At 71.7% G+C, this 13,690-nt stretch carries 15 protein-coding genes; 4 read left to right on the top strand and 11 right to left on the bottom strand.

Going from position 1 to position 13,690, the window contains the following annotated elements:
- Positions 1–13: 13 nt before the first annotated feature.
- Positions 14–271 (bottom strand): WhiB family transcriptional regulator, encoded by a 258-nt coding sequence (locus ACFY0D_RS08130; protein WP_003953983.1) that lies wholly within the window; start codon positions 269–271, stop codon positions 14–16.
- A 324-nt stretch (positions 272–595) separates the two neighbouring features.
- Positions 596–1,561, bottom strand: a complete 966-nt coding sequence (locus tag ACFY0D_RS08135) for a diacylglycerol kinase family protein (protein WP_030011937.1) — start codon at positions 1,559–1,561, stop codon at positions 596–598.
- Positions 1,562–1,645: 84 nt separating this feature from the next.
- Here ACFY0D_RS08135 and ACFY0D_RS08140 point away from each other — a divergent pair, with 84 nt between their 5' ends.
- Positions 1,646–2,095, top strand: a complete 450-nt coding sequence (locus ACFY0D_RS08140) for a hypothetical protein (RefSeq protein ID WP_390797554.1) — start codon at positions 1,646–1,648, stop codon at positions 2,093–2,095.
- Positions 2,096–2,122: 27 nt separating this feature from the next.
- Here ACFY0D_RS08140 and ACFY0D_RS08145 read toward each other — a convergent pair whose 3' ends face one another.
- The 3 genes from ACFY0D_RS08145 to ACFY0D_RS08155 form a co-directional block, all read right to left on the bottom strand.
- A complete protein-coding gene (locus ACFY0D_RS08145) occupies positions 2,123–3,172 on the bottom strand; it encodes an RNA polymerase sigma factor SigF (protein ID WP_301366525.1) in 1,050 nt (349 codons plus the stop codon).
- A complete protein-coding gene (locus ACFY0D_RS08150) occupies positions 3,169–3,582 on the bottom strand; it encodes an anti-sigma regulatory factor (protein WP_030012703.1) in 414 nt (137 codons plus the stop codon). The genes ACFY0D_RS08145 and ACFY0D_RS08150 overlap by 4 nt, the downstream gene beginning before the upstream one ends.
- Before the next feature lie 205 nt (positions 3,583–3,787).
- Positions 3,788–4,048 carry a UBP-type zinc finger domain-containing protein gene (locus ACFY0D_RS08155; RefSeq protein ID WP_150259170.1) on the bottom strand — a complete coding sequence of 87 codons (261 nt, stop codon included), beginning with the start codon at positions 4,046–4,048 and terminating at the stop codon, positions 3,788–3,790.
- Positions 4,049–4,260: 212 nt separating this feature from the next.
- On the opposite strand from ACFY0D_RS08155, the gene ACFY0D_RS08160 reads away from it, so the two are divergent.
- The gene (locus ACFY0D_RS08160; protein WP_390797555.1) at positions 4,261–5,841 is read left to right on the top strand and encodes a Na+/H+ antiporter; all 1,581 of its coding nucleotides are present in this window, start codon (positions 4,261–4,263) and stop codon (positions 5,839–5,841) included.
- A gap of 209 nt (positions 5,842–6,050) precedes the next feature.
- Here ACFY0D_RS08160 and ACFY0D_RS08165 read toward each other — a convergent pair whose 3' ends face one another.
- From ACFY0D_RS08165 to ACFY0D_RS08190, 6 genes are all read right to left on the bottom strand, one after another.
- Positions 6,051–6,959, bottom strand: coding sequence for a 1-aminocyclopropane-1-carboxylate deaminase/D-cysteine desulfhydrase (locus ACFY0D_RS08165; protein WP_390797556.1), 909 nt, complete (start codon positions 6,957–6,959; stop codon positions 6,051–6,053).
- A 63-nt stretch (positions 6,960–7,022) separates the two neighbouring features.
- The gene (locus ACFY0D_RS08170; protein WP_390797557.1) at positions 7,023–7,379 is read right to left on the bottom strand and encodes a hypothetical protein; all 357 of its coding nucleotides are present in this window, start codon (positions 7,377–7,379) and stop codon (positions 7,023–7,025) included.
- Positions 7,376–8,314, bottom strand: coding sequence for a MerR family transcriptional regulator (locus ACFY0D_RS08175; protein WP_390797558.1), 939 nt, complete (start codon positions 8,312–8,314; stop codon positions 7,376–7,378). The genes ACFY0D_RS08170 and ACFY0D_RS08175 overlap by 4 nt, the downstream gene beginning before the upstream one ends.
- 155 nt (positions 8,315–8,469) lie before the next feature.
- Complete coding sequence (locus tag ACFY0D_RS08180) at positions 8,470–9,060, bottom strand: N-acetylmuramoyl-L-alanine amidase (protein ID WP_390797559.1); 591 nt, start codon at positions 9,058–9,060, stop codon at positions 8,470–8,472.
- Between the two features lie 128 nt (positions 9,061–9,188).
- Positions 9,189–10,385, bottom strand: coding sequence for a globin domain-containing protein (locus ACFY0D_RS08185; RefSeq protein ID WP_390797560.1), 1,197 nt, complete (start codon positions 10,383–10,385; stop codon positions 9,189–9,191).
- Between the two features lie 155 nt (positions 10,386–10,540).
- Positions 10,541–10,996, bottom strand: a complete 456-nt coding sequence (locus ACFY0D_RS08190; RefSeq protein WP_390797561.1) for an RrF2 family transcriptional regulator — start codon at positions 10,994–10,996, stop codon at positions 10,541–10,543.
- A gap of 236 nt (positions 10,997–11,232) precedes the next feature.
- On the opposite strand from ACFY0D_RS08190, the gene ACFY0D_RS08195 reads away from it, so the two are divergent.
- Positions 11,233–12,639, top strand: a complete 1,407-nt coding sequence (locus ACFY0D_RS08195) for a family 2B encapsulin nanocompartment shell protein (RefSeq protein WP_390797562.1) — start codon at positions 11,233–11,235, stop codon at positions 12,637–12,639.
- Entirely contained in the window at positions 12,630–13,688 is a 1,059-nt protein-coding gene (locus tag ACFY0D_RS08200; RefSeq protein WP_390797759.1) for a family 2 encapsulin nanocompartment cargo protein polyprenyl transferase, read from the top strand. The genes ACFY0D_RS08195 and ACFY0D_RS08200 overlap by 10 nt, the downstream gene beginning before the upstream one ends.
- The last annotated feature ends 2 nt before the right edge of the window (positions 13,689–13,690 follow it).

Genomic DNA, 13,690 nt, shown 5'->3' on the forward strand with positions numbered 1-13,690 from the left:
TCGAAAGTCGTTGTCAGGCGCTGGCGTTGCGCGCCCGGTTGCGAGCGGCGCGGCGCTTCATGGCGCGGCGCTCGTCCTCGCTGAGACCGCCCCAGACGCCGGAGTCCTGACCGGACTCGAGCGCCCACTGCAGGCACTGCTCCATGACGGGGCAACGGCGGCAGACGGCCTTGGCTTCCTCGATCTGCAGCAGCGCAGGACCGGTGTTGCCGATGGGGAAGAAGAGTTCCGGGTCTTCCTCACGACAAACGGCGTTGTGACGCCAGTCCATGGCTGCTCCATCTCCTTGTATTGCGGGCAAGTTGCTTGTGAATGTGAACGCTTTCACGAATCCCCCCGTGAGGGAAGCGCGACCGCCCGGTTTCACGCGGGTGATCAGTCAGAGATTCGTGGAGGGGTTCTGGCGGTCTGTGTGGGTGCCGGGTGTTGCGGGCTGTCCCGATCGCCATGAAGAGATTCGCAAACCTCGGACGGGGATACAACCCCTTCCGGAAAGTTTTTTTTGATTCGTCGGTGTCTACTAGGTCACAGCCCTACATCGTGAGGGTGGACCGACGTGTAAACGTTCGAGTGAAAGGCCTCCGGGCCCTTCCACTCACACAATCACACGCAGTGCACGGCGTACGCCTGTGAACCGAACGCTGGTCCGCAGTCCGAGGTGATCGCCGTCCATCTGGAAGGGAAGCGGAACCTTCGAATGCAAGGTGAAGTCGGTCAGATCGTGCAGAGACACCGCGTGCTTGCCGTGCGGACCCCGCTCAGGAGTGGAGGTCAGGAGCTGTGTCGCGTACCGCGCGACCGCCGGAGTTGACAAACGGTCCAGTGCCAATACGTCAAGCGCAGTATCGAACGAGGCTTCGGGGGAGGCGTAAAGCGGACGATTCCCCAGATACGTCCACGGTGACGTATTGCACACTATCGACAGCACCAGATCGGTCACCGGGTCCGCTCCGGGGCGCTCCAGCGTGACCGTGCCGTGACGCCGGTTCGGTTCCTCCCAGAACTGGCGCATCAGCTGTCGCACATACAGGGCGTGCGTCGAACGCTTGCCGCGCTCGCGCTGCTGCTCCACCCGGCCCACCACACCCGCGTCGAAGCCGAAGCCCGCGCAGAACGTGAACCAGCGGGCCGGGACCGACTCGTCCTCCGTGCCCGGGGTACCGGCCGCCAGGCCCAGACCCACCGTCCGCTCGCGCTGCTCCCGCAGCGCGTCCAGCAGGGCGCCGGTCGCCTCGACCGCGTCGTTCGGCAGTCCCAGGGCGCGCGCGAACACATTGGTGGAGCCGCCGGGAACCACCGCCAGCCGCGGCAGCCGCTCAGGATCGGGCCCGTTGTGCAGGAGCCCGTTGACCACCTCGTTGACCGTGCCGTCGCCGCCGAGGGCGACGACGAGGTCGAGCCCCTCGTGCGCGGCCTTGCGCCCCAGGTCCCGGGCGTGCCCGCGGTACTCGGTGGTGACCGCCTCCAGCTTCATCTCGCTGGCCAGGGCATGGGTCAGGACATCGCGCGTGCGCGCACTGGTGGTCGTCGCTGCTGGGTTGGCCACGAGAAGTGCACGCATGAGCGCCAGACTACCCACCCCTTCACAGGCCGACCCTACTGCCCGTCCCCTCCGGGGTCCGGAGCACGCCGCTACCCTGCTGGAGTGAGTAAGAAGCAGCCCGCGAACGCCCCCGCCCCCGCCCCCGCCCCGACCGCCGCGCTGCCCGGCCGGCTGACCGCGGCCGCCGCGCTCACCGCCCTGGAGGGCCTGGCGCTGGCCGGCCTCGGGATCTACATGCTCTTCGTGGGGATCGCCGGTGACCCCGACTCCCCGCAGCAGGCCGAGACGGGCGGGATCACCCTGCTCGCGCTCGCCGCGCTGCCGCTGGTCGCAGCCCGCGGGCTGCGCCTGGGCCGCCGCTGGAGCCGCGGCCCGGCCCTGATCACCCAGCTGATGGCACTGCCGGTGGCCTGGACCCTCTACAGCACCGGCGGCGCGATGATCGCCGCCGCCGTGGCGCTGGCCGTGGCCGCGGTGGCCGTCGTGGCGCTCCTGGTGAATCCGACGGCGACCGAGGCTCTGGGTATCGGGCCCGGGGAGCAGGCCCGATAACCGGTCGTCCGGTCTTCCTCCGCCCGCCTACTCCTCGACGAGGAGCTTCTCGCGGAGCTGGGCCAGCGTGCGGGCCAGCAGCCGGGACACGTGCATCTGGGAGATGCCGACCTCCTGGGCGATCTGCGACTGGGTCATGTTGCCGAAGAAGCGAAGCAGCAGGATCCGCTTCTCCCGCGGCGGCAGGCCCTCCAGCAGCGGCTTGAGGGACTCGCGGTACTCGACGCCCTCCAGGGCCTCGTCCTCCGCGCCCAGGGTGTCCGCGACCGCCGGCGACTCGTCGTCGGTGTCCGGGACGTCGAGGGAGAGCGTGCTGTAGGCATTGGCCGATTCCAGCCCCTCCAGCACCTCCTCCTCGGAGATCCCCAGCCGCTCGGCCAGTTCGTGCACCGTCGGGGAGCGGCCGTGCTGCTGGGACAGTTCGGCCGTGGCCGTCGTCAGCGAGAGCCGCAGCTCCTGCAGACGACGCGGCACCCGCACCGCCCAGCCCTTGTCACGGAAGTGGCGCTTGATCTCGCCGACCACCGTGGGCGTGGCGTACGTGGAGAACTCGACCCCGCGGTCCGGGTCGAACCGGTCCACCGATTTGATGAGGCCGATCGTCGCGACCTGGGTCAGGTCGTCGAGCGGCTCACCGCGGTTGCGGAAGCGCCGTGCCAGGTGTTCCACCAGCGGCAGGTGCATCCGTACCAGCCGGTTGCGCAGCTCGGCCTTCTCCACCGACCCGTCGGGCAGCGCCCGCAGCTCGATGAACAGGGCCCGCGCGCCGCTGCGGTCGCGCGGATCCGGCAGCGCCGGGGTCACCGGGAACACCGGCACCGGCGCTACCGGAGGCACCACGGGAGCCGTGGCCTCGGCCTCGGCTCCCGTCCCGGCCGGCCGGGATGGTTGTGGCTGTTCCTGCTGGTTCTCGCTCATAGGGCCCGCCCGTCGCTCCGCCGAGTCCAAAAAGCCGTCTTCCGCATCCGCGTCAGCCGGGTGCGGCCGGGCGTGCTGCTGCTCCGGGATGCCGCCGTCGACCTCGTGCCGTACCCGGGGCCGATCCCCGCCCCGCACCGGGATCTCCCCGCCGCTCACGCCGGGCCTGGTCCCGCGCCGCGCTGTTTGTAGAGGCTGATGCTCACCGTCCGGTTCTCCTCGACCGTGGCCTCGACCTTGCCGGCCAGTGCCGACAGGACCGTCCACGCGAACGTGTCACGCTCCGGTGCGCGCCCGTCGGTGGTCGGCGCCGAGACGGTCACCTCCAGCGAATCGTCGATCAGCCGGAACACGCAACTGAGGACGGAGCCCGGCACGGCCTGCTGGAGCAGGATCGCGCAGGCCTCGTCCACCGCGATGCGGAGGTCCTCGATCTCGTCGAGGGTGAAGTCCAAACGTGCCGCGAGACCGGCCGTGGCCGTCCGCAGCACCGACAGGTAGGCACCCGCAGCGGGCAGCCGGACTTCCACGAAGTCCTGAGTCCCGGGCTCGCCTGCGATCTGGGACACCCTCACCTCCAAGGTGGTACGAGCTCTGTTCGCCGGTGACGCTATCGCGATCCGGGCGATCGTGTCGCGGCACCCCTCTTGGTGCCCGCTTCGAGCACCCCGCCTGCGAGCCAGTGACTGATGGTAAGCCCATGGGTACGCACAGTGGCTAGGGGTCTGCGGGGCCCAAATCAGGGGAACCGGCGGAGGGTTGAACTACCCCGCTTCAGACGATCGAACCGTCGACAAAACACCAGCGCCAGGTCTCACCCGGTTCGAAGCTCCGCATCACCGGATGTCCTGTCTCCTGGTGGTGCGCCGTGGCGTGCCGGTGGGGCGAGGAATCGCAGCAGGCCACCTGCCCGCACACCAGGCACATCCGCAGCTGCACGGGGTGGCTGCCGAGGGCCAGGCACTCGGGGCAGGTGTGGTGGGAGGGCACCGGTTCGGGACGCGGCAGTTCGGCAACATGGGTGCACTCGCTCATCGCATTCTCCTTGTACCGGAACCCCGGCCTTCAGTCTCGGGGCGTACCGCGCGCACGGGCCGGAGCTGAGATGCAGCGGAGTGTCGATGCGTCACGCTTTGACCGGAGCTTGATCTCGTACAGAATACGTTCCCGCCGTGCGAGTCATGGGGATCTCCTCGGCCAAGCCCGCGCGTTCGGGGCGAGCGGCCGACGATTGAGGTGGATCTTCGATGGAGGTATTGCCGCTGGTGGCGCTGATCGCCGGCAGCGCGGCCGTCGCGGGGGTGGCCCGCCGGACCCCGGTGCCGGCGCCGCTGCTGCTGGTCGCCGCCGGTCTGCTGGCCGGCTACGTGCCGGGGGTGCCCGCCTACACGCTCGACCCGCACATCGTGCTGCCGCTGCTGCTCCCGCCGCTGCTGTACACGGCCGCCGTGGACAGCTCGTACCTGGACCTGCGCGCGAACATCCGGCCCATCGCGATGCTCTCGGTGGGCTACGTCCTCTTCGCGACGCTCGCCGTCGGGTACGCGGCGTACCTGCTGGTGCCGGGGCTCAGCGTGCCGGTGGCGCTGGTGCTGGGCGCGGTGATCGCACCTCCCGACGCCGTCGCCGCCACCGCGATCGCCCGCAAGCTCCGGCTGCCGAACCGCATCACGACCATCCTGCAGGGCGAGTCCCTGGTCAACGACGCCACCGCGATCACCGCCTACAAGGTGGCGCTGGCGGCGGCGGTCGGGGTGAGCGCCGGCTGGGCGGGCGGGATCGAGGAGTTCCTGCTGGCCTCGGTCGGCGGCATCGCCGTGGGCCTGCTGCTGATGGTGCCGATCCACCACCTGCGCACGCGGCTGCGGGAACCCCTGCTCCAGAACACCCTGTCGCTGCTGATCCCCTTCGTGGCGTACGCGGCCGCCGAGCGGGTCCACGCCTCCGGGGTGCTCGCGGTGGTCGTGGTCGCGCTGTACCTCGGGCACCGGAACTGGCAGGTCGACTTCGCCACCCGGCTCCAGGAGGAGGCGGTGTGGAGGGTGGTCGCCTTCGTGCTGGAGTCGGTGGTCTTCGCGCTGATCGGACTCCAGCTGCCGGTGGTCCTCAAGGGGCTGGGCGAGTACGACGGCATGCACGCGGCCTGGTACGCGATCGCCGTGTTCCTCGCGGTGGTGGCGGCCCGCTTCCTGTGGGTGTTCCCGGCGACCTTCGTGCCCCGCTGGATGTCGCCGCGGATCCGGGACCGGGAGCCGGAGACCGACTGGAAGGCCCCGGTGATCGTGGGATGGGCCGGGATGCGGGGCGTGGTCTCGCTGGCCATCGCCTTCTCCGTGCCGATGCATGTGGCGCACCGGAACCTGATCCTCTTCCTGACCTTCACCACGGTCATCGGGACCCTGGTGGTGCAGGGGCTGACGCTGCCGCCGCTGATCCGGGCGCTGAAGCTGCCGCCGAAGGACGTGCAGGCCGAGACCCTGGCGGAGGCGCAGGCGCAGAGCGAGGCCTCGCGGGCGGCCGAGGAGCGGCTGGCGGAGCTGCTGGAGGAACCGGAGAACAGCACGCTGCCACCGCCGCTGGCGGACCGGCTGCGGACGGTCATGGAACGCCGGCGCAACGCGGTGTGGGAGCGGCTGGGCGAGGTCAACCCGGAGACGGGGGAGTCGGCGGACGATGTCTACCGGCGGCTCGCGCGGGAGATGATCGCGGCCGAACGGGAGGTCTTCGTGACGCTGCGGGACCAGCGGCGGATCGACGACGAGATGCTGCGGGCGCTGCTGCGCAGGCTGGACCTGGAGGAGGCCGCGGCCTACCGCGAGGAGACGTAGCCTCCGCGGGGGTCGCGCGGGGCAGCGGGGCCGTTTCGGCCTCGCCGGCGTTCGAGGCGCGGGTCCGGGGCGGAGCTCCGGGAAACGGTGAAAGGGCGGGACGGGGACCGGCTCCGCGCTGCGGCGGGGTGCCGGGTGCGGCGCTGCGCGCGGGGCTTCGCGGGCTTCGCGGGAGGCGGCCCGGGTGGGCTGCCCGCGCACCCGGCGGGTCACGGTCGGCCGGTGATCACCGCGGCGAGGACCGTGCCGTGCGGGAAGGCGCCGGCCGAGGTGAGCCCGGTCAGGGCCCAGAGCAGCTTGGCCACGTAGATCCGCTCCACCGGGAGGCCGTGGCGGGAGCCGAAGTCGGCGGCGAAGGCCTCCAGCTCGGCCGGGACCCGGGCGTAGCCGCCGTGGTGGAAGTCCTCGGCCAGGGTCCACGCGCCGGCCGGGCCCCCGAAGGCGGCCGCCTGGAGGGAACGTATCTCCGCGGCCAGGAAACCGCCCGCCAGGACCGGAACCCCGAGCGCCCGCTGTCCGGGGGCCAGCCCGGCCGCGAGGCCCGCGAGCGTCCCGCCGGTACCGCAGGCCACCGCCACCACGTCGGCGGCGCCGCGCAGTTCACGGCCGAGTTCGGCGCAGCCGTGCAGGGCGAGGGCGTTGCTGCCGCCCTCGGGGACCACGTACGCACCGTTCGCGCCCGCCGAGTCCACCAGCCGGGGCAGCTCCTGCGGGTCGGCCTTGCGGCGGTACTCCGACCGGGACACGAAGTGCAGTCGCATTCCGTCGGCGGCGCACCGGGCGAGCGAGTCGTTCAGGGGCCGCCCGGCCAGCTCGTCCCCGCGCACGATGCCGACCGTCCGCAGCCCGAGCAGCCGCCCGGCGGCGGCGGTGGCCCGCAGGTGGTTGGAGTACGCCCCACCGAAGGTGACCAGGCCGTCGTGGCCGGCGTCCAGGGCCGCGCGCAGGTTGGGCGCGAGCTTGCGCCACTTGTTGCCGGGCAGCTCAGGATGCACGAGGTCGTCCCGTTTGAGCAGGAGACGTACGCCGTGCCGGCCGAACCTGTCGTCGCGGATCTCCTGCAGGGGCGACGGCGGGCGCGGCTGCAGGAGCGCGTCAACGTTCGGGGGGCGGTTCACCCGTCCATTGTGAACGGCTCGCCCCGAGCCGCGGCACGTCCACGCCCGGTGCCGGTCCCCGCCTCAGCGAGCCATCCAGGGGACGCGGCAGGAGTGCGGGGCCGAGCCCTCCGGGCAGAGGGTTTCGATCACTGTCCGGCGGATCGCCCGCCATGTGCGCAGGGAGCACGCCAGACGGACGCGCAGCTCGACCGGGCGGCGTGCGCCGCTGCTGAGGCCGGGATGTTCCACGTCCCACTGTTCCGCGAGGAAGTCGTACATGTCGGCGGTCGACAGCCCGCTCCCGGGGAAGGCGTCGATGACCGTCTCGCCGATGATGCGGGCGCTCCGGGGGCCCACGGCGTCCTCGACGAGCCGCACGACCCAGGCCAGCCCCTGTTCGTCCGCGTACAGGCCGAACCTCAGCTCGCGCGTCCTCATCGCGCCCCGCCTTCGAAGGCGCTGGTGAACCAGGAGCGCACGGGCGCGAGCGTGGGTGAGTCGGGCCGGCCGTCGACCGTGGCCAGGAGCTGCCAGTAGCGCTCGGTGTGCGGGTCGGCGGTGGCATGCAGGCGGGCGAGGAGCCAGCGGCGCAGGCCGCCTTCGCCGGCCCGCCCGTAGGCGTCGGCGTAGAGGCCGCCCAGCGCGTCGGCGAGGGACCCACCGGTGGCGGAGGCCGGCAGGAGGCCGGCGGACACGGCTTCGTCGACCCGTTCGCGCATCGCCCGGTCGATGGCCTCGTGCAGGGCGCCGACCTCGTCCTGCCCGGAAGGCTCCTGTGCCTGCTCCTCGGCCGTGCGGCGCAGTGCCGCACGGAAGTCCGGGTCCTGGCAGAGCCCGGCGAGTTCCACCCAGGCCTCGATCTGGCCGGGTGTGGGGTCGTCGGGCAGCTCGGGTACGGCGGAGCGCATCAGGCTCACGAACTCGGGGTTGGTGTCGAGGCCTTCGAAGGTGCCGTCGATGAAGCCGGACACCAGGCGGTGCTGTTCGGCCCGGGAAAGCGTGGCGAGTCGGTGCATGAGGTTCATCTCCATGAGGGTGGGGCCGCGTCCGGCGATCGCGCGGAGCACTGCCCGGCGCAGGCGGAGCGTGTGGATCTGCACGTCCAGGGCGTTGGCGTGGGCTTCCGCGACGTCCGGTACGGATGCCTCCCGGTCCAGCACCTTGCGTACGGTCGCCAGATCGAGGCCGAGGTCGCGCAGCGTGCGGGCCAGGTCCAGGCGTGCGAGCGCGTCGGGGCCGTAGAGCCGGTAGCCCGACGGGCTCCGGCCGGTCGGCGGGACGATGCCCTTGTCGGAGTAGAACCGGATGGTCTTCACCGGCAGGCCCGTCCGGCGGGATAGCTCTCCGATGGAGTAGAGCGTGTCGCTGTCCATGCCCCCACCTTCATGTCTCCCCCCACGGGAGACTCAACCAGGGGCGGCGGCTTCGGGCCACGGGATTTCCGCTGCCGGGCGCGGCCGGACCGCGCAGGGCGCGGGGCCCGCCTCCCGAGGTCCTCCCGGGTACGGGCCGCGCGCGGTGAGACGAGCTACTTCAGGCGCTCGGCGATGCGGTTGCGCATGGAGTCCATCGTGAAGCCCCTGGGGTCGACCTTGCCGGGCTGCCATTCGCGGTGGCCGATCACCGAGCGGGCCGTCCAGCGGTGGATCCGGCAGACGGCTGCCGCGGCGCGGGCGATGGCGTCGAGCTGGACCGCCGGCCAGGGGTCCTCGCCGTCGCCGAGGTTCTCGCACTCGAAGCCGTAGAAGTGGCGGTTGCCGTCGGTGTCCGTCTCGTTGTCCGGCGGCAGCCGCTTCTCGGCGATCACCGCGGCCAGGACGTCGGAGTCGCCGGCGCCCGCGTGGTTGGCGCGGCCGTAGCCCACGAGGTGGACGCGGCCGTCCTTGGCGATCACTCCGTGGCAGAGCGGGCCGGGCAGGGCGCTGTGGCCCTCCCGGCAGAGCTCCACCGTGGACGGGGTGCCGCGGGTGACGGTGTGGTGGATCATCACCCCGTGCACGGGCCCCCAGGGGCCCTTGTGATTGCGGTTGTGGGTGCGCCAGGCGCCGACTTCGACGACGGTCAGGCCCTCGTTGCGCAGTGCGTTGATGAAACGGTCCGCGGACATGGGTGCGGCCATGGCCGCCTCCTTCGTTGCGGTGCGCGGCGGGCACCCTCTGTGCCCGTCTCGTCACCCTCCGGTTTAGTGGAGGCGACCCTTCCGCGGCTAGTGCATTCGTACGGTGAGCGAGTCGATCCGGCCAGGGATCAGGCCGGTGCGAGCCACAGGTCCGGGCCGAAGACCTCGTAGTGGATGTCGGCGGCCGGCAGCCCCTTGGCGATCAGCTGCTCGCGTACGGCCCGCATGAAGGGGAGCGGTCCGCACAGGTAGGCCCTGGTGCCCGGGGCGAGGGGGACGGCCGAGAGGTCCATGCGGCCCTCGCCGTCGCCCGGCTCCGCCGACTCCTCGTACCAGAACCGGGCCGAGGCGTCGGGGAGCTTGTGCGTCAGCGCCCGGTGGTCGCCCCGCAGCGGGTGGTCGGCGGGGGAGCGGTCGGCGTGCAGCACGGTCACCGGGGCGGTGTGCCCGGTGTCGGCCAGGTGCTCCAGCATCGAGAGCATCGGGGTGCAGCCGATGCCGGCCGAGGCGAGCAGCACCGGGCCGGCCGAGTCCGCGAGGACCAGGTCGCCGTACGGAGCCGAGACGCGCAGGCTGTCGCCGGTGCGGACCCGGGCGTGCAGGTGGTTGGAGACCTCGCCGTCGGGGCTCGCGGCGGCCGGGCCGTGGACCCGCTTGACGGTGATCGCGCGGACCGCGGAGCCCGGGGAGGTGATGAGGCTGTACTGGCGGATCTGGCGGGCGCCGTCCGGGAGTTCGACCTGGACCGAGACGTACTGGCCGGGCCGGTGGGCGGGCGCCGGGGTGCCGTCGGCGGGGGCGATCCGGAAGGTGGCGCAGTCCGCCGTCTCCGCCACCCTGGCGGTGACGGTCCACTCGCGCCACACGTCACCGGCGACGACCCGCTGCTCGGCGTAGAGGCGCTCCTCCAGGGCGATCAGGGCGTTCGCCATCAGCCAGTACACCTCGTCCCAGGCCTGGGCGACCTCGGGGGTGACGGCCTCGCCGAGGACCTCGGTGATCGCCTCGAAGAGATGCCGGTGGACGACCGTGTACTGCTCGCGGGTGACGCCGAGGCTGGCGTGCTTGTGGGCGATGCGGCCGAGCATCACGTCGGGCCGGGTGTCCGGGTGGGCGAGGAGGTGGGTGGCGAAGGCGGCGACGGAGCCCGCGAGGGCCTGCTGCTGGAGGCCGGTCTTCTGGTTGCCCCGGTTGAAGAGGTCGCGGATCAGTGCCGGGCGGGCCGCGAAGAGCTTGGTGTAGAAGAGCTCGGCTATGTCGCCGATCGCCGCTCCGACGGCGGGCAGGGTGGCTCGTACGGTCGCGCTCGACTTCTCGGACAGCATGCGGAACTCCTGGCGTGATGGACGTGACTGTGTGAATTTGCATCTAAGATGCATATTTTTGATCGCAGAAGGGCCGCCGTGGTGCGGACTTCTGTTCGGACTTCCGCCGGGTCGGTCCGGCGGGCGGCGTTAATCGGCCATCCGGCCCGGACGGGTCAGGGGCTCCCGGATCCGGTCGGCGCCCTGCTCGAAATCCCCAGCAGGAGCGGTCCGGTGGGCGACGCCACCAGGTCGTTCACCGTGAGCGGGTCCAGCGCGGCGTAAAAGGCCTCCTGGGCCCGGCGCAGCGCGCCGCGCAGGACGCAGGCCCCGCGCAGCGGGCAGGGGGTGGCGCCCTCGCAGTCCACGACGTCCCCCTCGCCCTCCAGTTCGCGCACCACCGTGCCGACCTGTGCGGCGCGCCCGGCGGCGGTCAGGGTGAGCCCGCCGCCACGGCCGCGCCGGGCCTCGACGAGGCCGAGATGCTGCAGCCTGGCGACCACCTTGGCGGTGTGCGTGTAGGGGACCTCCATGGTCGCCGCCACGTCACGGGTGGTCGGGAGGTCTGTCTCCTCGACGGCCAGGCGCATCAGGACGCGCAGGGCCAGGTCGGTGAATCGGGTCAGCCGCATGGGGCCACCGTAGGGAAACTTGCATCCCTGATGCAAGTTAGACCTTCGCGAGGCTCGCGCTTGGCCGAAATCGATGGGGTGCGTGGGGCGGAAGAGGCTCATGGGGGAGATGGGTGACCCCAAAGGGTGCCCCGCGCCCGGACGGAGTAGTCCCACCCTTTTGTGTAATGGTCCGACCATGTTCCGTACTGACAGGCTGCATCCGCAGATCCATGGAGTGATCGAAAGGGAAAGACATGTCGGTCCAGGCAGGTTCCGAGTCCGAGGCCCAGACACCGCAGCGCAGTCTTGGGACGACGGCCGCACGGAACTTGGCAACCACGACCAAGTCCGCGCCGCAGATGCAGGAGATCACCTCGCGGTGGCTCCTGAAGATGCTGCCGTGGGTGCCGGTGCAGGGCGGCACGTACCGCGTCAACCGCAGGCTGAGCTACTCGGTCGGCAACGGCGTCGTGGAGTTCATCAAGACCGGCACCCAGGTCCAGGTGATTCCGGCCGAGCTCGGCGAGCTCCCGCTGCTGCGCGACTACGAGGACCTCGACGTCCTCGGTGAACTCGCCCAGCGGTGCCGGCAGATCGACTTCGAGGCCGGCCAGGAGCTGACCTCCTTCGGCAGTCCCGCCGACCGGGTCTTCCTGCTCGCCCACGGCCGCATCGACCAGATCGGCCCCGGCCCCTACGGGGAGGACGCCGTCCTCGGGACCGTCGCCGACGGCGCGTACTTCGGCGACGAGTCCCTCGTCGATGAAGAATCGATTTGGGAGTACACCGCCCGTGCCGCCACCTCCGGCACCGTGCTCGCCCTGTCCCGGCAGGACTTCCAGCTCCTCGCCGACCGGGTCGAGTCGCTGCGCGAGCACGTGGAGGACGTACGGACCCGGCCCGGCCGGGAGACCAACAAGTACGGCGAGGCCGCGATCGAGCTCTCCGCCGGCCACCAGGGCGAGGCCGTCCTCCCCGGCACCTTCGTGGACTACGAGGCCCGGCCGCGCGAGTACGAACTCTCCATTGCACAAACGGTCCTGCGGGTGCACAGCCGCGTCGCCGACCTCTACAACCACCCCATGAACCAGACCGAGCAGCAGTTGCGGCTCACGGTCGAGGCGCTGCGCGAGCGCCAGGAGCACGAGATGCTCAACAACCGCGACTTCGGCCTGCTCCACAACGCCGACTACGACCAGCGCATCCAGCCGCACGACGGCGCGCCCAGCCCCGACGACATGGACCAGCTGCTCAGCATGCGGCGCGGCTCCAAGCTGTTCCTGGCGCACCCCAAGGCGATCGCCGCCTTCGGCCGCGAGTGCAACAAGCGCGGCATCTACCCGGAGTCGGTGGACGTCGGCGGCAACCGGGTGCCGGCCTGGCGCGGGGTGCCGATCTTCCCGAGCAACAAGATCCCGATCAGCGACGCCCGCACCACGTCCATCCTGTGCATGCGCACCGGCGAGGACGAGCAGGGCGTGATCGGGCTCCACCAGCCGGGCATCCCGGACGAGATCGAGCCGAGCCTGTCGGTCCGCTTCATGGGGATCAGCGAGCAGGCGATCATCTCCTACCTGGTCACCGCCTACTTCTCCGCCGCGGTGCTGGTGCCGGACGCGCTCGGCGTGCTGGAGAACGTCGAGATCGGCCGCTGGCGCTGACCGCGGTGAACGCCATCGCGACCGGTGAGGGCCAGGACGCCGCGGCCCTGCTGGAACGGACGAGAGAAGCGGTCGACCCGCAGCTGCGCCGCACGGTCGAGAGCCTGCCGGGTTCGATGCGGCGCGTGGCGATGTACCACTTCGGCTGGGAGCACGAGGACGGCAGCCCCGCCTCGGGCGGGGCCGGGAAGGCGATCCGGCCGGCCCTGGTGCTGGCCGCCGCCCAGGCCCTGCGCGGTCCCGGGGCCGGCCCGGTCGAAGAGGCCGTACGGGCGGCGGCGGCCGTGGAGCTGGCGCACAACTTCACGCTGCTGCACGACGACATCATCGACAAGGACGTCCGGCGGCGGGGCCGGCCCACGGCCTGGACCGTCTTCGGGACACCGGACGCCATCATCACGGGTGACGCGATGATGGCGCTCGCGCTGCGGCTGCTCGCGGAGGACCCGCATCCGGCCGCCGCGGCGGCCTCGGCCCGGCTCGCGGCCTGTGTCATCGAGCTGTGCGCGGGCCAGCAGGCGGACTGCGCTTTCGAGCGGCGTCCGCAGGTGACGCTCGACGAGTGCCTGGACATGGCCACGGCCAAGACCGGGGCGCTGCTGGGCTGCGCGTGCGCGCTGGGGGCCCTGTACGCGGGGGCCGGGCCGGACGAGGTCGACGCCATGGACGCCTTCGGGAGGGAGGCCGGGCTGGCCTTCCAGCTGATCGACGACCTGATCGGCATCTGGGGGGATCCGGGGCACACCGGCAAGCCCGCCGGGGCCGACCTGATCGCCCGCAAGAAGTCCCTGCCGGTCGTGGCCGCCCTCACCTCGGACACCGCGGCGGGTGCGGAGCTGGCCGCGCTCTACGCGGGCCCCATGGCCGGGGACGACGTACGCCGGGCGGCCGACGCGGTGGACCGGGCCGGCGGGCGCGACTGGGCGCAGGCCCAGGCCGCGGACCGGATGGGGCGGGCGGTCCAGCAGCTGTCCCGGGCCGTTCCGGACCTCGGGGCGGCGGGCGGGCTGCTGGCACTCGCGGAGTTCGTGACGCGCCGTACGAGATGAGC

It is taken from the genome of Streptomyces sp. NPDC001502 (genome assembly GCF_042894785.1).
Lineage (GTDB): Bacteria > Actinomycetota > Actinomycetes > Streptomycetales > Streptomycetaceae > Streptomyces > Streptomyces kutzneri.